The sequence below is a fragment of the Streptomyces sp. M92 genome (assembly GCF_028473745.1).
Lineage (GTDB): Bacteria > Actinomycetota > Actinomycetes > Streptomycetales > Streptomycetaceae > Streptomyces.
This window is the reverse complement of the sequence record NZ_CP101137.1, coordinates 4,638,976-4,657,472: the sequence shown is the minus strand read 5'-3', so window position 1 is coordinate 4,657,472 and position 18,497 is coordinate 4,638,976. Positions and strand designations below refer to the sequence as shown.

The window sequence follows — 18,497 nt, the reverse complement described above, 5'->3', positions numbered from 1 at the left end:
CCAATGGATCGTCGGATCGTCCTGATTGGCTGTAGTGAACCTGATGGGCTGTGATGAACCTGTGGGACGGTACCGGCTGCCGACCGGTTTATCCACACTCAGGACAAAGTTCGTTGGATCCCGGTCATACCTATTGGCGTACCGCGCAAAGAGGTCTAGCTTCCTTGGCGCTGCTGCCGTGACCTAGGAGGTGCCCATGCCCTTAAAAGGGTTGAGCGCGAGAAGCAGAGGCTGGGCGGCGTTCGCCACCGCCGGTTTCGTCGCCGCGGGACTGCTGGCCGGCCCGGCCGCCAGTGCGCGTCCGGCGCCGGAACCGTCCCTGACAACGATGTCGATCAAGTCGCCGCCCGGCGGCGCGAACGTACGGGTGCTGATCTTCTACGGGTCCGCCGCGGCCGGCGACGAGTCACCGGTCGTGAACGCCGGTATCTCGGCCATCGAGCGGATCGGGCTGTCCGGCCCGGCGAAGGAGCGCTTCCGGGTCGAGGCCACGGACAACGCCGGCGTCTTCACCAACGACAAGCGGCTCAGCCGCTTCAACGCGGTCGTGTTCCTGACCGGCGGCGGCGACGTCCTGACGCCCGCGCAGGAGGCCGGCCTGGAGGCGTACATGGAGGCCGGCGGCGGGTTCGTCGGCATCCACGACGCGGCCCGCGCGGAGCCGTACTCGGACTGGTTCACCGGTCTGGTCGGCGCCCGCCCGGCGGCCTCCGGTCCCACCAAGGTCCAGCGGGCCGTCGTCGAGGTCGGTGACCGGCGCCATCCGGCCACCAAGGACCTGCCGATGGAGTGGAAACGGCCCGACGAGTGGCTGAACTGGCAGAAGAACCCGTCCGGCGAGGTCCACACCGTGGCCCGGGTGCGCGAGTCGTCGTACGCGCCCGGGGCGAGCGCCAACGGCTGGGACCATCCGGTGAGCTGGTGCCGTGACTACGACGGCGGCCGGTCCTTCTACACCGGCATGGGCGGCACGGTGTCGTCGTACGACGAGACCGACTTCCGCGCCCATCTGCGCGGCGCCCTGCTGTGGACCACGCGGCTGGCCCAGGCCGACTGCAAGGCCACCATCACCGGCAACTACAAGGCCGAGCGCCTGACCGAGCCCAACCAGCCGGGCCACAACGACCAGATCGGCGAACCGCACGGCCTGGTCACCGCCCCCGACGGCCGCGTCTTCTACATCGGCCGGGGCGGCGCGGACGCCTCCCAGCCCGTGGTCACCGACTGGAACGACCCGGACATCGGCAAGGGCAAGGGCGAGATCCACGTCTGGGACCCGAAGACGAAGGAGGTCACCCTCGCCGGTGAGCTGACCGTCTTCGGCAACAAGGGCGGCGGCGACGAGCTGACCAAGGTCGAGGAGGGCCTGCTCGGTATCGAGCTGGACCCGGAGTTCGAGGAGAACGGGTGGGTGTATCTGCACTACACACCCCACTCCGAGATCAACCGCGAGACCCACATGGCCGAGCGGCGCGTCTCCCGCTTCACGCTCGACCAGGCGACCGACAAGCTGGACCTCGGCAGCGAGAAGGTGCTGCTGAAGTGGCCGGTGCAGATCCACAGCTGCTGCCACGCGGGCGGCGGGATGGCCTGGGACTCCAAGGGCAACCTGTACATCGCCACCGGTGACAACAACTCCAGCGGCTTCAGCGGCGGTTACTCCGGCAACAACCCGGAGCCCAACTACAAGGGCGTCTCCTTCGCCGACGCCCGCCGCACCGCCGGCAACACCAACAACCTCAACGGCAAGATCCTGCGCATCCACCCGGAGCCGGACGGGACGTACACGCTCCCCGAGGGCAATCTGTTCACCGGGAAGGAGACCGCCGAGGGCGGCGGCAAGACGCGCGGCGAGATCTACGTGATGGGCGTCCGCAACCCGGCGCGCATCTCCGTCGACAAGAAGACCGACGTCCTCTACGCGGGCTGGGTCGGCCCGGACGCCGGCGCACCGTCGCCGACGTGGGGTCCGGCGAAGTACGACACCTTCGCCGCGATCACCGAGGCCGGCAACCACGGCTGGCCGTACTGCATGGGCAACAAGCAGCCCTACCGGGACCGGAACCTGCCGGACCCGTCGAAGCCGCTGGGCTGGTACGACTGCGACGCCCCGAAGAACGAGTCGCCGAACAACGACGGCCTGGTCAACCTGCCGCCGGTGACCGGCAACAACATCTGGTACTCGCCGCAGGGCGGCGGCCCCGACTTCCCGCGCGACGAGAACGGGATCCCGTCGTACGAGCAGGACGAGGCCACCTACAAGCTGCCCTGGCTCAAGGGCGGCGGCCAGGCCGCGATGAACGGCCCGGTCTACCGCCACGACGCGGCCGGCGACAGCAAGGTCGCGTGGCCCGCGTACTGGGACGGCAAGTGGTTCGTCGGTGACTTCTACGACGCCGACCAGCCGCGCAACGCGGTGCTGATGGACCCGGAGACGATGGGCGACGGCGGTCTGCCGGTGCACTCGGAGTCGCTGAAGAAGATCGTGCCGGTCGGCAACGACGGCATCAAGAACCTGATGGGCTGGAAGTTCGGCCCGGACGGCGCGCTGTACGTCCTGGACTACGGCCGCGGCTTCTTCACCTCGGACTCCAAGTCGGCCCTGTGGCGGGTCACCTACGAGGGCGGCGGCCCGACGCCGGCCGCCGAACAGCTGGCGAGGGGGACCGAGTGATACGCCAACGAAGAGTGTGGGCCGCGCTGCTGGCCGGCCTGCTGATGATGCTCGGACTGCAGGCGACGTCCGCCTCCGGGCAGCCCAGGACCGAGGCGAAGGCCGCCGCGGCGGACCAGGTCCTCACCTGGACCGCCGGCAACGACATCACCAAGTACACGTCGGCGCCCGAGACGGCGGTGGCGGGTCCGGCCACGATCGTCTTCGAGAACAGCGAGGCGACCGGCAACACCACCGGCATGCCGCACACGCTGACGTTCGTGACCAGCGACCCCGAGTACAACCAGGACGTCCAGCTGAACATTCTGGCCAACCCCTTCGACGACCAGGGCGGCAAGCACACCGCCGAGGTCACCCTCACCCCCGGCCGCTACCTCTACCACTGCACGATCCCCGGCCACGGGGAGATGAAGGGCGTGCTCGTGGTGACCGAGGGCGGCGGTGGCGAGGACACCACGGCGCCCGCGACCTCGGCGGAGGTCGGCGGCACGCAGAACACCGACGGCGCCTACGTCGGCTCCGCGACCGTGACGCTCGCCGCCACCGACGAGGGCGGCTCCGGCGTCGAGCGCATCGAGTACGCCATCGGCGTCGACGGCGCCTGGCAGCCGTACACCACGCCGGTCGTCGTCGACCAGGTCGGCGAGCACACGGTGCGATACCGGGCGTTCGACAAGGCGGGCAACGCCGCCGAGGAGAAGAGCGTCACGTTCGCCGTGGCCGCCCCGGACACCGACGACACGACCGCGCCGGAGACCTCGGCGACCATCAGCGGTGAACGGAATCCGGACGGTGCCTACATCGACATGGCGACGGTGACCGTCACCGCCTCCGACACCGGTTCCGGCGTCAACACCATCGAGTACGCCCTCGGCGCCGACGGCGCCTGGCAGCCGTACACCGCGCCCGTCATGGTGCACGAGGTCGGCGAGCACACGGTGCGCTACCGCGCCACCGACAAGGCGGGCAACGCGGCGGCGGAGAAGAGCGTCGCCTTCACCGTCGTCGCCGCTCCCCCCGAGGACACCGTCCCGCCCGTGACCGGCGTGACCGTGGAGGGCAGCAAGGACTCCGACGGCGCGTACGTCGGCAGCGCGAAGGTGACCGTCAGCGCCACCGACGAGGGCGGTTCCGGGGTGGCCGGCGTGGAGTACTCGCTGGATGCCGGGCCCTACCTGGCGTACACCGGGCCGGTCGTCGTCGACCGGGTGGGCCGGCACACCGTGGCCTACCGGGCCAGCGACAAGGCGGGCAACACCTCCGAGCCGCTGACCGTGAGCTTCACGGTGGTCTCGGGCCAGGTGCCGCCGCCGCCCTGCCCGGAGTACGACGAGCGCCTCACGGTGATCGTCGGCACCGTCGACACGGGTGTGCCGAACCGGGTGACCAACAACCGGTGCCGGATCAACGAGCTGATCGAGGACGAGAAGGACTGGTCCTCGCAGCAGCTGTTCCTCAAGCACGTCCGCGAGGTCGTCGAGGCGCTGCGGGACGAGGGCGTCATCGACCGGCGGGAGGGCCGGGCCATCAACAAGGCCGCGCGTCAGTCGAAGATCGGCGTGCCCGGCCAGACCGAGGGCTACCGGGCGATTCTGGACGGCTCCCAGGAGTCCTTCGCCAAGTGGCAGCAGGTGGGCGGCGGTTCGTTCGCGCTGAACGAGGACGGCTCGATCACCTCCAGCACCAGCACGCCCGGCATGGGCATGCTGTGGTTCCCGGAGCGCAAGTACGGTGACTTCTCGCTGAAGCTCCAGTGGCGGGACGACGCGCCGGGCACCGCGAACACCAACGGCGGCGTCTTCGTGCGCTTCCCGCAGGTCCACGACCACCCGGAGGAGTCCCGGCCGGAGTGGGTCGCGATCAAGTACGGGCACGAGGTGCAGGTGTTCGACAGCCCGACCGGCGACATGTACAAGTCGGGGTCGGTCTACGGCTTCGACCGGGTGGGCCTGGCCGGCGCCGGGGTGACCGAGAAGGGCACCTGGAACGACTACGAGATCCGCGTGGTCGACCAGCACTACTCGATCTACCGCAACGGCAAGCTGATCAACGAGTTCGACAACACCGGCGGCCAGGACTTCTACCCGCCGCGCTCGGACGACCCGGGCACGGACGGGCGGCGTTACGCCTCCGGCTACATCGGGCTCCAGGTCCACGGCACCACGGATGTGGTGTCGTACCGGGACGTGAGGATCAAGGAGCTGTAGCCCAGCTCCTCCTCAGCTCTTCTGAGGGCGCGGCTTCTTCGCGCGGCTCGGCTGTACCCGGCTGGGTTCCCCCGGCATCTTCGGATACTCGGGCGGGTACGGCAGATCTCCGAGCCCGTGGTCGTGCTCGTCCTTCGTCGCCAGTTCCAGCAGGGCGTCGAGGGAGTACCTCGTGTCGTCCATGCCCGCGTGCACGTCGCCGAGTTCGGCGAAGCGCGCGGGCATGGTCGTGATGTCGAAGTCCTGCGGGTGCGCGACGCCCACCTCGTCCCAGGTCAGCGGCGCGGAGACGGGCGCGCCGGGGCGGGGCCGCACGGAGTAGGCGGAGGCGATGGTGCGGTCGCGGGCGGTCTGGTTGTAGTCGATGAAGATGCGCTCGCCGCGCTCCTCCTTCCACCACTTGATCGTGACCCGGTCCGGCATCCGACGTTCCATCTCGCGGCCGACGGCGATGGCGGCGCGCCGCACCTGGGTGAAGGTCCAGCGTGGCTCGATCGGCACGAAGACGTGGATGCCGCGTCCGCCGGAGGTCTTGGGCCAGCCGCGCAGACCGCCGAACTCCTCCAGCACGGCACGGAGTTCGTGGGCGGCGCGGGCGGCGTCGTCGTAGTCGGTGCCGGGCTGCGGGTCGAGGTCGATGCGCAGTTCGTCGGGGTGGTCGACGTCGTCGCGGCGCACCGGCCAGGGGTGGAAGGTGAGGGTGCCGTACTGGGCGGCCCACAGCACCGCCGCCTCCTCGGTGGGGCACATCTCGTCGGCGCTGCGGCCGCTGGGGAAGGTGATGTGCGCGGTGGGGATCCAGTCGGGCATGCCCTTGGGGGCGCGCTTCTGGTAGAACCACTCGCCGGTGATGCCGTCCGGGTAGCGCTGGAGGGTGGTGGGCCGCTCGCGCAGGGCGCGCAGGATGCCGGGGGCGACCGCCTGGTAGTACCGGGCCAGGTCGAGCTTGGTGTAGCCGTCCTCGGGGAAGAAGACCTTGCCCGGGCTGGACAGCCGCACGGTCCGTCCGCCCGCTTCCAGTTCCACCGCTTCCGCCATGCGAGCCACGGTAGGCGCACCCGGGTCGCCTCGCACATCAGGCGGGCGGGCCGCCCGGGGCCCGCGGGTCAGCGGACGTCCCGGGCGGCGCGGGGCGCTACTCGGCCAGTGACCCGTTGCTCATCCTGACCCGGCGGCCGGTGAACCGCCGGGCGACCATGCGGTCGTGGGAGACCATCACCAGGGCGCCGGCGTAGAGGTGCAGGGCCTCCTCGAAGTCCTCCACCAGCGCGGGTGAGAGGTGGTTGGTGGGCTCGTCCAGGAGCAGCAGGTCCACCGGGTCGCGCAGCAGCCGGGCCAGCGCCAGCCGGCGGAGCTGCCCGGTGGACAGGTCGCCGACCGCCGTCCCGAGGTCGGGGAGGCGGAACAGGCCGAGGCCCAGCAGTGCCCCGCGGTGCTCGGCCGGAGCGCCGGGCAGTCCGGCCGCGTAGGCGTCCAGCAGGGTGCGCCGCGGGTGGGTGACCGGGGTCTCCTGGGGCAGCCAGCCGACGCGTTCGGGGCGGGCGCACGTGCCCCGGTCGGGGTGCAGGTCGCCGGCGAGGACGCGCAGCAGGGTGCTCTTGCCGGCGCCGTTCGCGCCGGTGACCAGGATGCGCTCGCCCGGGTCGACGGTGAAGTCGTGGACGGCGAGCCGGCCGCCGACGGCGACCCGGTGCAGGTCGGCCAGCGGGCCGTGGTGGTCGGCGTCGCCGCCCTCGACCCGCACCCGGAAGCGCAGGGGCGCCGGGGGCGGCGGCACCGGGTTCTCCTCCAGGCGCCGTACCCGTTCCTTCGCCTGCCGCACGCGGGCGGAGATCTGCTTCTCCACGCTGCGCTGGTGACGCTGGCCCTCGCGGTCGGCGTTGGCCCGGCGCCGGGGGCCCGCGGCCATCGTGTCGGCGGCGCGGCGGGCCAGGGCGCGCTGTACGGCCAGCTCACGCTGCCAGTCCGCGTACTCCTGTTCCCAGCGGCGCCGGGTGCCCGCCTTGGCGCGCAGGTATCCGGCGTAGCCGCCGCCGTGCCGGTGCACGGTGCGGCGCTCGCCGTCCACCTCCCACAGGGCGGTGGCGACGCGTTCCAGGAAGACGCGGTCGTGGGAGACCGCCAGGACGCTGCCGCGGTGGGCGCGCAGGTGCTCCTCCAGCCACTCGACGGCCGGTACGTCGAGGTGGTTGGTCGGTTCGTCGAGCAGCAGCAGCTGGGGTGCGGCCGCCAGCAGGCAGGCCAGGCCCAGGCGGGCCTGCTCTCCGCCCGAGAGGCTGCCGAGACGCCGGTCGGGGGTGATGTGGCGCAGGCCCAGTCCGTGCAGGGCGGACTCGACCCGGGCGTCGACCGCGTAGCCGTCGCGGGCCTCGAAGGCCTCCAGCAGCTCGCCGTACGTGGCGAGCAGGCCGTCCAGTTCGCCGGGGCCGGCCTCGGTCAGCGCCTGCTCGGCCCGGCGCAGGGCGCTCTCCAGGGCGCGCAGGTCAGCGAGGGCGTGGTCGACGGCGTCCTGGACGGTGTCGTCCGGGGGCAGGTCGGGGGTCTGCGGCAGGTAGCCCGCGCCGCCCGGGGCGTGGACGCGGACGTGTCCGGCGTCGGGTTGGTCGGTGCCGGCCAGCAGGCGCAGCAGGGTCGACTTGCCGGTGCCGTTCTCGCCGACGACGCCGATGCGCTCGCCGAGGGACACCGACTGGTGCACGCCGTCCAGGAGCGGCCGGCCTCCGGGGGCACGGACGACGTCGTCCAGGACGACCTGGAAGGCGCCCGAGCCGGGCGTGGACGTGGCAGGGGTGGTGGGGCAGGTGGGGGCGTCAGAGGTACGCCGGTGCATGGGTGATCCGCCATATCGGAAGAAGTGAACAGGTGACCGATACGGAGCGGGGCAGCCGGAATCACGCCGCTTGCGCGCGGCGGCATCGGCGCCCGGTCTCCCGGGGCGGTATCAGATGTAGAAGTAGTAGAACCTGATCACCGGGCAAGCTTAACAGGCGGGGCACACGGGCCGCTCATACAGTCGGAGCATGGATCTGCCCGTCATGCCCCCCGTGAAGCCGATGCTCGCCAAGTCCGTGGCGAAGATCCCGCCGGGCATGCACTACGAGGCCAAGTGGGACGGCTTCCGGTCCATCGTCTTCCGCGACGGTGCCGAGGTCGAGCTCGGCAGCCGTACGGGCAAGCCGCTGACCAGGTACTTCCCGGAGCTGGTCGCGGCGGTGCGGGAGAGGTTGCCCGAGCGGTGCGTGGTGGACGGCGAGATCGTGATCGCGCGGGAGGGACACCTGGACTTCGACGCGCTGACCGAGCGGATCCACCCGGCGGACTCCCGGGTGCGGATGCTGGCCGAGAGGACGCCGGCCTCGCTGGTCGCCTTCGACCTGCTGGCCCTGGACGACGAGTCACTGCTCGACACTCCCCTCGCCGACCGGCGGGCCCTGCTGGTCCGGTCGCTGTCCGGCGTGACGCCGCCGGTGCACGTGGCTCCGGCGACGGACGACATCGAGGTGGCCCGGCAGTGGTTCGAGCAGTACGAGGGGGCCGGGCTGGACGGGATCGTCGCCAAGCCGCTCGACCTGCGCTACCGCCAGGACGAACGGGCCATGTACAAGATCAAGCACGAGCGGACGGCGGACGTGGTCGTCGCCGGGTACCGCCTGCACAAGAGCGGCCCCGTGGTCGGCTCCCTGCTGCTCGGCCTCTACGACGACAAGGGCGCCCTCCAGCACGTGGGCGTCAGCGCGGCGTTCACGATGAAGCGGCGCGCCGAACTGGTGGAGGAGCTGGAGCCACTGCGCATGGACGACGTCCGGGGCCACCCGTGGGCGGCATGGGCCGAGGAGTCGGCGCACGAGTCGGCGCGGCTGCCCGGCGCACCCAGCCGCTGGTCGGGCAAGAAGGACCTGTCCTGGGTGCCGCTGCGGCCGGAGCGGGTGGTCGAGGTGGCGTACGACCACATGGAGAACGGGGCGCGCTTCCGGCACACGGCCCGCTTCCGCCGGTGGCGCCCGGACCGGACGCCGGAGAGCTGCACCTACGCCCAACTGGAGGAGCCGGTCCGCTACGACCTGGCGGAGATCCTGGGCGGCCCCTGAGAGAGCGGGATCAGGGTTTCATGAGCACCTTGACCGCGCCGTCCTGCTTCTTCTGGAACATCTCGTACGCGTGCGGCGCGTCCGTCAGCGGCACCCGGTGGGTGGCGAAGTCGTCGACGCCGAGGGGGTCGTCGTCGGTGAGGTACGGGATGATCTCGTCGCTCCAGCGGCGTACGTTGGCCTGCCCCATCCGCAGCTGGATCTGCTTGTCGAACAGGGTGAGCATCGGCATCGGGTCGGCCATGCCGCCGTACACGCCGGACAGCGAGATCGTGCCGCCGCGCCGGACCAGGTCGATGGCGGTGTAGAGGGCGGCGAGCCGGTCGACGCTGAACCGCTCGGCCAGCGGGCCGCCGATGGCGCGGGGCATCACCGCGGCGGCCTGCTGCACCATCTTGGCGGCGGCGCTGCCGTGTGCCTCGGTGCCGACCGCGTCGATCACGGCGTCCGGCCCGCGGCCGCCGGTCTCGTCCTGGATCGCCGCGACGAGTTCCTTCTCGTTGTCGAAGGAGCGCAGGTCGTAGGTCTCCACGCCCCGCTCGCGGGCCCGACGCAGCCGCTCGGGCACCAGGTCGATGCCGAAGACCCGTGCGACGCCCTTCGCCTTCGCGATCCGGCAGGCCATGTCGCCGATCGGGCCGAGGCCCAGCACGGCGAGGGTGCCGCCCTGCGGGACGGCGGCGTACTCGACCGCCTGCCAGGCGGTGGGCAGCACGTCGGAGAGGTAGACGAAGCGGTCGTCGGCCGGCCCCTCGGGCACCTTGATCGGTCCGTACTGGGCCTGCGGCACGCGCAGGTACTCGGCCTGGCCGCCGGGGACGGCGCCGTACAGGCGGGTGTAGCCGAACAGCGGGGCGCCCATGCCCTCGCCGGTGACCTGGGTCGTCTCGCACTGGGTCGGCAGTCCGGTGCCGCACATGAAGCAGTGCCCGCACGCGATCTGGAACGGGACGACGACCCGGTCGCCCGGCTTCAGACCGGTCACCTCGGGTCCGACCTCCTCCACGATGCCCATGGGCTCGTGTCCGAGGATGTCGCCCGGCGTCATGAACGGCGTGAGCACCTCGTACAGGTGCAGGTCGGAGCCGCACAGTCCGGAGGACGTGACGCGGATGACGGCGTCCGTCGGTTCCTGGATCTTCGGGTCGGGCACCTCCTCCACCCGCACGTCCCGCTTGCCCTGCCACGTCACTGCCTTCATGGCCTCGCGCTCCCTCCGTCGCCCGTACGCGTCGGTCTTGCGTCCGCCGCCGGGTACCCGGGCGCTCGTCGGCCGAACCGTGGACCGTTTCGTCCGAACAGCGGATTATGCGCCCGTCCCCGCGTGCCGTATCAACTCCGGCCAGGTATCGCACTAAAAGCTCTTAATAGCTTCAAAGAGCGCACAATCGATGACAGAGGATGGGTGGCGGGTGGTCGGAATGCGACGAAGGACGCACAGGTGGCGGGGCGGTGCGTTGCTGACGGCGGCGGTGGCGGTGTCGCTGGCGGCGGGCTGCACGACCGGGCCCGGGGCGCGCGAGGACGGACGGGCGCCGAGCCCGGAGAGCTCGGCCAGTACCGAGGCGGGCCGTCAGGGCGGCTCGGTACTGGCCGTGAAGGTGGACAACGTGCGCCAGGCCCGCCCGCAGACGGGCCTGGCGGCGGCGGACGTGGTCTACGTGGAACCGGTGGAGGCGGGCCTGAGCCGTCTGATGGCGGTCTACGCGACCGAGCTGCCGGAGTCGGTCGGGCCGGTGCGCAGTGCCCGCGAGTCGGACCTCGACCTGCTGCGCCAGTTCGACCGGCCGACGCTGGCGTTCTCCGGCGCGCAGAGCAAGCTGCTGCCGCTCATCGACGAGGCGCCGCTGCGTGCGGAGCCGCCGGGCGAGGACTCCGACGCCTACGTCCGCGACGCGGACCGGCCGGCCCCGCACAACCTCTACGTGCGTCCCGGCCGGCTGCTGTCGGGGCCGCCCGGCGCCGACGCCCTGACCACGGATTTCCGCTACGGCGAGAAGACGCCCGAGGGCGGCCGGGAAGTGTCGTCGCGCACGGTGCGCTACCCGTCGGCGTCCTTCACCTTCACCTGGTCAGAGAGCCGTGACCGCTGGCTGGTCGGCATGGACGGCGACCCGGCCCGCACGGCCGACGGCGGGCGCCTGGCGCCGGCGACGGTCGTCGTGCAGCACGTGGACGTGCGCGAGTCCGACTTCCGGGACTTCCGGGGCAACTACTCGCCCTACGTCGAGTCGGTCGGCTCCGGCAAGGCGGAGGTGCTGCGTGACGGGCGGGTGTACGACGCGGCCTGGAAGCGCGGCACGGCGACGGACGGCACCGCCTTCACCGCCCGGAACGGCACGCCGCTGGACTTCGCCGAGGGCCAGGTGTGGGTGGTGTTCGTCGACTCGACGAACACCACGGACAAGTCCTGATCAGCAGGCTGATCACCTCGGCGCGTCAGCGGGTTCGGCCGGGTTGCGGAGCCCCTCGGCGGCGTCCGCGACCCGGCGGATGAGGTCGAAGAACACGGTCTGCTCGTCGGCGGAGAGCGGGGCGAGGAAGACCTGGTTCATGCGAGCCGTCCGTACCGCCAGCTTGCGGTGGACACGCCTGCCCTCGTCGGTCGGGCGCAGCAGGAAGCGGCGGCCGTCCCGCGGGTCACGGACCTTGTCCAGCAGCCCGCGGCGGCCGAGCCGGGTGATCACCTCGGCGATGGTGGACCGGTCCAGGCCGACCCGCTCCCCCGCCGTGCGCTGGTCCAGTCCCGGCTCGGCGACCAGGGCGTTGAGGACCGCGAACTGCGGCGAGGTGGTCTCCTCCGAGACCATCGTGTTCCACAGCAGGTAGTGCGCCTGCTGCAGCCGCCGGGCCAGGTGCCCGGGATGGGTGGTCAGGTCGACCGCGGCCATGTGCACTCCTGTGGTCATTTCGTTGGTGCACTGACGATACATCGGCCGCACTCCGGCTGTCCGTAGCCACTCCAGGCGATCCACCTCCTGTTTTTCCAGGTCTTGACGGTCTGGTCGTCCAGTGGGAGCGTGTGGGGAACCTCGCTGAAATACTCAGTGCCCTGATTAATTTGAAGAGATGGGGCTTCTCGGATGGACAAGGTGGTGGCCACGGCCGCCGAGGCGGTGGCCGACATACCGGACGGCGCGTCGCTCGCCGTGGGCGGCTTCGGTCTCAGTGGTGTGCCCAACGTGCTGATCCAGGCGCTGTACGAGCGCGGTACCGGTGGACTGTCGGTCGTCTCCAACAACTGCGGGGCGATGGAGTCCGGGCTGGCGGTGCTGCTGGCGGCGGGGCGGATCGCCCGGGTGACCGGTTCCTACATCGGGGCGAACAAGGAGTTCGCGCGCCAGTACCTCGGCGGTGAGCTGGAGGTGGAGATGATCCCACAGGGCACGCTGGCCGAGCGGCTGCGGGCCGGCGGAGCCGGGATCCCCGCCTTCTACACCCCGGCCGGGGTGGGCACACAGGTCGCCGACGGCGGGCTGCCCTGGCGCTACGACGGCTCCGGCGGGGTCGCGCTGGCGTCGCCGCCGAAGGAGGTCCGCGAGTTCGACGGCACGGAGTACGTGCTGGAGCGCGGCATCCGCACCGACTTCGCCCTCGTCCGTGCGGCCAGGGGCGACCGGCACGGGAACCTGGTGTTCAACAAGTCGTCCCGGAACTTCAACCCGCTGGCGGCGACGGCCGGCCGGGTGACGGTCGCCGAGGTGGAGGAACTGGTCGAGCCGGGCGAGATCGACCCGGACGCGGTGCACCTGCCGGGGATCTTCGTGCAGCGGGTGGTCGCGCTGACGGCCGAGCAGGCGGCGGACAAGAGGATCGAGCGGCGGACGGTGGGTTCCTGATGGCCTGGACGCGTGAACAGATGGCCGCGCGGGCGGCCCGGGAGCTGCGGGACGGCCAGTACGTCAACCTCGGCATCGGTCTGCCGACGCTGATCCCGAACTACCTCCCCGAGGGCGTGGAGGTGACCCTGGAGTCCGAGAACGGCATCCTGGGCACCGGCCGCTACCCCACCGAGGAGGAGGTGGACCCGGACCTGATCAACGCCGGCAAGGAAACCGTCACCGTCCTGCCGGGCGCCTCCTTCTTCGACTCGGCGCTCTCCTTCGGCATGATCCGCGGCGGGCACATCGACGTCGCGGTCCTCGGCGCGATGCAGGTGTCCGCCATGGGCGACCTGGCCAACTGGGCCATTCCCGGCAAGATGATCACCGGGATCGGCGGGGCGATGGACCTCGTCCACGGCGCCCGCACCGTGATCGTCGTGATGACCCACACCGCGAAGGACGGCTCGCCCAAGATCCTCCAGGAGTGCGCGCTGCCGCTCACGGGCAAGGCGTGCGTGAACCGGATCATCACCGACCTCGGCGTCCTGGACGTCACCGGCGACGGCCTCGTCCTGGTCGAGTCCGCGCCGGGTGTGACCGTCGACGAGATCACCGCCCGCACCGATGCCGAACTGACCCTCGCGGAGGACCTGAAGTGAAGGACGTCTACGTCGTCGACGCGGTCCGCACCCCGTTCGGCAAGTACAACGGCTCCCTCGCGGCCGTACGCCCGGACGACCTGGCCGCGCACGCCGTCCGTGAACTCCTCGCCCGCACGCCCGGGCTGGACCCGTCCCGCGTCGACGACGTGTACTTCGGCAACGCCAACGGCGCCGGCGAGGAGAACCGCAACGTCGCCCGCATGGCCGCCCTCCTGGCCGGCCTGCCCACCACCGTCCCCGGCGTGACCGTGAACCGGCTCTGCGCCTCCGGCCTCGAAGCGGTGATCCAGGCCGCCCGCGCCATCGCCGTGGGCGACGCGTCGATCGCGCTGGCGGGCGGCGTGGAGTCCATGACCCGCGCCCCCTACGTGCTGCCCAAGTCGGACCGGCCCTTCCCGGCCGGGCACACCGAGCTGTACTCGACCACCCTGGGCTGGCGCATGGTCAACCCGCGGATGGACCCGCAGTGGACGATCCCCCTCGGCGAGTCGGCGGAGCTGATCGCCGACAAGCACGGGATCTCCCGCGATCAGCAGGACGAGTACGCCCTCGCCTCCCACCACAAGGCGGCCCGCGCGCAGGCCGACGGCCTGTTCGACGGGGAGCTCGCGCCCGTCCCCGTGCCGCAGCGCAAGGGCGACCCGGTCGACTTCGCCGCCGACGAGTGCGTACGCGCCACCGCGTCCCTGGAGGCGATGGCGAAGCTCAAGCCGTCCTTCCGCGAAACCGACGGCACGGTCACCGCCGGAAACGCCTCGCCGCTCAACGACGGCGCCGCGGCGCTGCTCCTGGTCGACGAGGAGGGCCTGAAGGCCACCGGCCGCGAACCCCTCGCCCGGATCTCCGCCACCGGCGTCTCGGCGACCGACCCGCACTGGTTCGGGCTCGCCCCCGTCGAGGCCGTGAACCGCGCCCTCGCCAAGGCCGGCCGCACTTTCGCCGACCTGGACGTCCTCGAGCTCAACGAGGCGTTCGCCGCCCAGGTGCTGGGCTGCGTCGCCGAGTGGCCCGAGTTCGACCCCGCGATCCTCAACCCCCAGGGCGGTGCCATCGCGCTGGGCCACCCGCTGGGCGCCTCCGGTGCCCGCCTCGCCGGCACCGTCGCCCACCAGCTCGCCCGCAAGGGCAGCGGCACGGGCGTCGCCACCCTCTGCATCGGCGTCGGCCAGGGCCTCGCCCTCGTCCTCGACCGCTAGTCACCCACGGGACCTCCTATGACTCTCACCCAGCACGACATCGACGCGGAGATCGCGGCCGAGCACGCCGCGTACGAGAAGCGGGTCGCCGACGGCGGGCCCGTCGAGCACCACCCGCGCCGCGACTACGTCCCCTACCGCTCCTCGGTGCTGCGCCACCCCAAGCAGCCGCCGGTCGCCATCGACGTCACCAAGGACCCGGAGCTGGTCGAGCTGTCCTCCCCCGCCTTCGGGGAGCGGGACATCACCGAGATCGACAACGACCTGACCCGGCAGCACACCGGGGAGCCGGTCGGCGAGCGGATCACCGTCTCCGGCCGCCTGCTCGACCGCAACGGCAAGCCCGTGCGCGGCCAGCTCGTGGAGATCTGGCAGGCCAACTCGGCCGGCCGCTACGCCCACCAGCGCGAGCAGCACGACGCCCCGCTGGACCCGAACTTCACCGGGGTGGGCCGCACCCTCTCCGACGACGACGGCTTCTACCGCTTCACCACGGTGCAGCCCGGCCCCTACCCGTGGCGCAACCACGTCAACGCCTGGCGCCCGGCCCACATCCACTTCTCGGTGTTCGGCTCGGCGTTCACGCAGCGGCTCGTGACCCAGATGTACTTCCCGAACGACCCGCTGTTCCCGTACGACCCGATCCTGCAGTCCGTCACGGACGACGCCGCCCGGCAGCGACTCATAGCGACGTACGACCACAGCCTGTCCGTGCCCGAGTTCTCGCTCGGCTACCACTGGGACATCGTGCTCGACGGCCCGAACGCCACCTGGATCGAAGAAGGACGCTGACCACCATGACGAAGACCGACACCAGCGGTCCGGAGAACGTGCTCCCCACGCCGTCGCACACGGTCGGCCCGTTCTACGGGTACGCGCTGCCCTTCCGCGGCGGCGAGGACGTCGCGCCCGCCGGCCACCCCGACACGATCACCGTCCACGGGTACGTGTACGACGGCGAGGGCAACCCGCTGCCGGACGCGCTGCTGGAGGTGTGGGGCCCGGGCCCGGACGGCGAGCTGCCGACCGCCGACGGCTCGATGCGCCGCGACCCGGCCTCCGGCGGCTTCCTGGGCCGCAACGGCGTGGAGTTCACCGGCTTCGGCCGCATCCAGACCGACGCGAACGGCCACTGGTACGTGCGGACGCTGCGCCCCGGCGCACGGGGCGACAGCGCGCCGTACGTCAGCGTGTGCGTGTTCGCGCGCGGGCTGCTGGTGCACCTGTTCACCCGGATCTACCTGCCGGGCGACCGGGCGGTGCTGGCCGCGGACCCGCTGCTGTCCCGCGTGGACGCCGGGCGCCGCGACACGCTGGTCGCCGCGGACGAGGGCCACGGGACGTACCGTTTCGACATCCGCCTTCAGGGCGAGGGCGAGACGGTCTTCCTGGAGTTCCAGTGACATCAGCTGCCGACACGGGCCTGCTCGCACCCGGCTGGGCCGGCTCCCCGGCCGACGGGGCGACCGGGGACGGCGCGGTCCTGCGGGCGCTGCTGGACGCCGAGGCGGCCCTGACCCGGGCGCAGTCCGGGCTGGGGCTGGCCCCGGCCCCGGCGGCGGACGCGGTGACCGAGGCGGCCGACCCCGCCCGCTTCGACGCGCGCTCCCTGGCCGAACGCGCCCGCGCCGGCGGGAACCCGGTGATCCCGCTGGTGGCCGACCTGACCAAGGCGGTCGGCGAGGAGTACGGGCCGTACGTCCACCGGGGGGCGACCAGCCAGGACATCCTGGACTCGGCGCTGATGCTGGTCGCCGCCCGCACCCTGGACCTGCTGCTCACCGATCTGGCCCGCACGGAACGGGCGCTGGCCCGGCTCGCCGCCGAGCACCGGGACACTCCGATGCCGGGCCGGACGCTCACCCAGCACGCCGTGCCGACTTCCTTCGGGCTGAAGGCGGCCGGCTGGCGCGCGCTGGTCCTGGACGCGCGGGACCGGATCACCGCCGTACACGACGGACTGCCCGCCCAGCTCGGCGGCGCGGCGGGCACCCTGGCGGCCTTCGGGGCGTACGGGGCCGCGGAACCGCTCGCGCTGCCGGCGGCGTACGCACGTGAACTGGGCCTGCGAGCACCGCTGTTGCCCTGGCACACCCTGCGCACCCCGGTGGCCGACCTGGCCGGCTGCCTCGCCTTCGCCGCCGGGGCCCTCGGAAAGATCGCCACGGACGTGCTGACGCTGTCCCGCACCGAGATCGGCGAGGTCGCCGAGGGCAGCGGCGGCGGCTCGTCGGCGATGCCGCACAAGGCCAACCCGGTACGGTCCACGCTGATCGCGGCGGCGGCCCGGCGGGCGCCGCAGCTCGCGGCCACGCTGTACGGCTCGCTGGCCGCCGGGGACGAGCGGCCGGCCGGGGCCTGGCACGCCGAGTGGGAGCCGCTGCGGGACCTGCTGCGGCTGACCGGCGGTGCGGCCCGGGACGCCGCCGAGCTGGCCGAGGGGCTGCGGGTGCGTCCGGACGTCATGCGGGCGCACCTCGGCCTGACGCACGGGCTGATCGTGTCCGAGCGGCTCTTGGCCGAACTGGCGCCGGTGCTCGGGCGGGCCCGCGCCAAGGAGCTGCTGACCGAGCTGGCCCGGCAGGCGCACGCCGAGGACCGCACTCTGGGTGAACTCCTGGCCGAAACACCGGAGTTGAAGGACGTCGACCTCGGCCCCCTGACCGATCCCGCCCGTTACACCGGCTCCGCGGGAGCCCTGACCGACCGTGCTCTGGAGCGACGTTGACCCTCCTCAATCACCTGACCGAAGGCCCCGCCTCCGCTCCCCCGCTGCTGTTGGGGCCCTCCCTGGGCACCTCGTACGCCCTGTGGGACCAGGTGGCGCCGGAACTGTCCATCGGCCACCGGGTGGTCCGCTGGGACCTGCCCGGGCACGGCGGTTCGGCGGCGGAACTGATCGGGCCGGGCGCCACCGTCGGCGACCTCGCCCGACTGGTGCTCGCGCTCGCCGACTCGCTCGGGGTGGAGCGGTTCGCCTACGCGGGCGTGTCGCTGGGCGGCGCGGTGGGGCTGCACCTGGCCGTGCACCACCCGGAGCGGGTGTCGTCGCTCGCCGTCGTCTGCTCGTCGGCGCACTTCAACGGTGCCAAGGCGTGGGAGGAACGGGCCGCGACGGTGCGCGCCGAGGGGCTGGCGAAGCTCGCGGAGGGCGCGGACGGACGGTGGTTCACGCCCGGGTTCACCGTGCCGCGGCTGGTCCAGGACCACCGGGACACCGACCCGGAGGCGTACGCCGCCTGTTGTGACGCGCTGGCCGCCTTCGACCTGCGGGACCGGCTCGGCGACATCGGCGTGCCGACGCTGCTGGTCGCGGGACGCGAGGACCCGGCGACGCCGCCCGCGCACCTGCGGCAGATCGCCGACGCGGTGCCGGGCGCGACGCTGACCGAGCTGCCGGGCGCCTCGCACCTGGCGCCGGCGGAGCGGCCCGAGGCGGTGCTGACCGCGTTGCGGGCGCACTTCGACGGCGGCGCCCGGCGCGGCATGGCGGTGCGGCGCGAGGTGCTGGGCGACGCGCACGTGGACCGGGCGCAGGGACGGCAGACCCCGTTCACGGCGCGTTTCCAGGACTTCATCTCGCGCTACGCCTGGGGCGAGATCTGGACGGACGAGACCCTGTCACGCCGCGAGCGCAGCATGATCACGCTGACCGCGCTGGTCGCGCACGGCCACTACGAGGAGCTGGCGATGCACGTGCGGGCGGCTCGGCGCAACGGGCTGACGCCGGACGAGATCGGCGCGGTGCTGCTGCAGACGGCGGTGTACTGCGGCGTGCCGGCGGCGAACTCGGCGTTCGCGGCGGCCCAGCGGGTGCTGGCCGAGGAGGACGGCGCGGCCGGCTGA

15 protein-coding genes are annotated in these 18,497 nt (G+C 72.2%); 11 read left to right on the top strand and 4 right to left on the bottom strand.

The features are described from left to right. Positions 1–196 precede the first annotated feature (196 nt). Positions 197–2,674: a ThuA domain-containing protein gene (locus M6G08_RS20850; RefSeq protein ID WP_272588673.1), complete on the top strand. Its 2,478-nt coding sequence runs from the start codon at positions 197–199 to the stop codon at positions 2,672–2,674. A 14-nt stretch (positions 2,675–2,688) separates the two neighbouring features. Further along, positions 2,689–4,881 (top strand): OmpL47-type beta-barrel domain-containing protein, encoded by a 2,193-nt coding sequence (locus M6G08_RS20845; RefSeq protein WP_272591391.1) that lies wholly within the window; start codon positions 2,689–2,691, stop codon positions 4,879–4,881. 12 nt (positions 4,882–4,893) lie between these two features. Here the strand turns inward: M6G08_RS20845 and ligD are convergent, their stop codons facing one another. Then, on the bottom strand, positions 4,894–5,919 hold the full coding sequence (gene ligD / locus M6G08_RS20840; RefSeq protein ID WP_272588672.1) for a non-homologous end-joining DNA ligase: 1,026 nt from the start codon (positions 5,917–5,919) through the stop codon (positions 4,894–4,896). Between the two features lie 97 nt (positions 5,920–6,016). Beyond that, complete coding sequence (locus tag M6G08_RS20835) at positions 6,017–7,711, bottom strand: TlrC/CarA/OleB/SrmB family ABC-F type ribosomal protection protein (protein ID WP_272588671.1); 1,695 nt, start codon at positions 7,709–7,711, stop codon at positions 6,017–6,019. A 190-nt stretch (positions 7,712–7,901) separates the two neighbouring features. Between M6G08_RS20835 and M6G08_RS20830 the strand changes: the two genes are divergently transcribed. Continuing rightward, a complete protein-coding gene (locus tag M6G08_RS20830) occupies positions 7,902–8,969 on the top strand; it encodes an ATP-dependent DNA ligase (RefSeq protein WP_272588670.1) in 1,068 nt (355 codons plus the stop codon). Between the two features lie 10 nt (positions 8,970–8,979). Here M6G08_RS20830 and M6G08_RS20825 read toward each other — a convergent pair whose 3' ends face one another. Then, a complete protein-coding gene (locus tag M6G08_RS20825) occupies positions 8,980–10,170 on the bottom strand; it encodes a zinc-dependent alcohol dehydrogenase (protein WP_272588669.1) in 1,191 nt (396 codons plus the stop codon). Positions 10,171–10,390: 220 nt separating this feature from the next. On the opposite strand from M6G08_RS20825, the gene M6G08_RS20820 reads away from it, so the two are divergent. Next, on the top strand, positions 10,391–11,383 hold the full coding sequence (locus M6G08_RS20820) for a DUF3048 domain-containing protein (RefSeq protein WP_272588668.1): 993 nt from the start codon (positions 10,391–10,393) through the stop codon (positions 11,381–11,383). A gap of 12 nt (positions 11,384–11,395) precedes the next feature. Here the strand turns inward: M6G08_RS20820 and M6G08_RS20815 are convergent, their stop codons facing one another. Continuing rightward, on the bottom strand, positions 11,396–11,860 hold the full coding sequence (locus M6G08_RS20815; RefSeq protein ID WP_272588667.1) for a MarR family winged helix-turn-helix transcriptional regulator: 465 nt from the start codon (positions 11,858–11,860) through the stop codon (positions 11,396–11,398). Positions 11,861–12,052: 192 nt separating this feature from the next. Here M6G08_RS20815 and M6G08_RS20810 point away from each other — a divergent pair, with 192 nt between their 5' ends. Genes M6G08_RS20810 through pcaDC form a run of 7 tightly spaced genes read left to right on the top strand, consistent with a single transcriptional unit; the run spans position 12,053 to position 18,497 of the window. Further along, complete coding sequence (locus tag M6G08_RS20810; protein ID WP_272588666.1) at positions 12,053–12,808, top strand: CoA transferase subunit A; 756 nt, start codon at positions 12,053–12,055, stop codon at positions 12,806–12,808. Then, positions 12,808–13,452, top strand: coding sequence for a CoA transferase subunit B (locus M6G08_RS20805; protein ID WP_272588665.1), 645 nt, complete (start codon positions 12,808–12,810; stop codon positions 13,450–13,452). The genes M6G08_RS20810 and M6G08_RS20805 overlap by 1 nt, the downstream gene beginning before the upstream one ends. After that, positions 13,449–14,651, top strand: coding sequence for a thiolase family protein (locus tag M6G08_RS20800; RefSeq protein ID WP_272588664.1), 1,203 nt, complete (start codon positions 13,449–13,451; stop codon positions 14,649–14,651). The genes M6G08_RS20805 and M6G08_RS20800 overlap by 4 nt, the downstream gene beginning before the upstream one ends. 18 nt (positions 14,652–14,669) lie before the next feature. Next, the gene (gene pcaH / locus M6G08_RS20795; RefSeq protein WP_272588663.1) at positions 14,670–15,443 is read left to right on the top strand and encodes a protocatechuate 3,4-dioxygenase subunit beta; all 774 of its coding nucleotides are present in this window, start codon (positions 14,670–14,672) and stop codon (positions 15,441–15,443) included. Between the two features lie 5 nt (positions 15,444–15,448). Continuing rightward, on the top strand, positions 15,449–16,054 hold the full coding sequence (gene pcaG / locus M6G08_RS20790; RefSeq protein WP_272588662.1) for a protocatechuate 3,4-dioxygenase subunit alpha: 606 nt from the start codon (positions 15,449–15,451) through the stop codon (positions 16,052–16,054). Then, positions 16,051–17,379, top strand: a complete 1,329-nt coding sequence (gene pcaB, locus M6G08_RS20785) for a 3-carboxy-cis,cis-muconate cycloisomerase (protein WP_272588661.1) — start codon at positions 16,051–16,053, stop codon at positions 17,377–17,379. Before pcaG ends, pcaB begins: the two co-directional genes overlap by 4 nt. Then, positions 17,376–18,497, top strand: coding sequence for a bifunctional 3-oxoadipate enol-lactonase/4-carboxymuconolactone decarboxylase PcaDC (gene pcaDC, locus M6G08_RS20780; protein WP_272588660.1), 1,122 nt, complete (start codon positions 17,376–17,378; stop codon positions 18,495–18,497). Before pcaB ends, pcaDC begins: the two co-directional genes overlap by 4 nt.

What these genes read in the sequence shown, in the direction of transcription:
- M6G08_RS20850 (WP_272588673.1), top strand. Translation starts at nt 197, where the DNA reads ATGCCCTTAAAAGGGTTGAGCGCGAGAAGCAGAGGCTGGGCGGCGTTC.
- ligD (WP_272588672.1), bottom strand. Translation starts at nt 5,919, where the DNA reads ATGGCGGAAGCGGTGGAACTGGAAGCGGGCGGACGGACCGTGCGGCTG.
- M6G08_RS20835 (WP_272588671.1), bottom strand. Translation starts at nt 7,711, where the DNA reads ATGCACCGGCGTACCTCTGACGCCCCCACCTGCCCCACCACCCCTGCC.
- M6G08_RS20830 (WP_272588670.1), top strand. Translation starts at nt 7,902, where the DNA reads ATGGATCTGCCCGTCATGCCCCCCGTGAAGCCGATGCTCGCCAAGTCC.
- M6G08_RS20825 (WP_272588669.1), bottom strand. Translation starts at nt 10,170, where the DNA reads ATGAAGGCAGTGACGTGGCAGGGCAAGCGGGACGTGCGGGTGGAGGAG.
- M6G08_RS20820 (WP_272588668.1), top strand. Translation starts at nt 10,391, where the DNA reads ATGCGACGAAGGACGCACAGGTGGCGGGGCGGTGCGTTGCTGACGGCG.
- M6G08_RS20815 (WP_272588667.1), bottom strand. Translation starts at nt 11,860, where the DNA reads ATGGCCGCGGTCGACCTGACCACCCATCCCGGGCACCTGGCCCGGCGG.
- M6G08_RS20810 (WP_272588666.1), top strand. Translation starts at nt 12,053, where the DNA reads ATGGACAAGGTGGTGGCCACGGCCGCCGAGGCGGTGGCCGACATACCG.
- M6G08_RS20805 (WP_272588665.1), top strand. Translation starts at nt 12,808, where the DNA reads ATGGCCTGGACGCGTGAACAGATGGCCGCGCGGGCGGCCCGGGAGCTG.
- pcaH (WP_272588663.1), top strand. Translation starts at nt 14,670, where the DNA reads ATGACTCTCACCCAGCACGACATCGACGCGGAGATCGCGGCCGAGCAC.
- pcaG (WP_272588662.1), top strand. Translation starts at nt 15,449, where the DNA reads ATGACGAAGACCGACACCAGCGGTCCGGAGAACGTGCTCCCCACGCCG.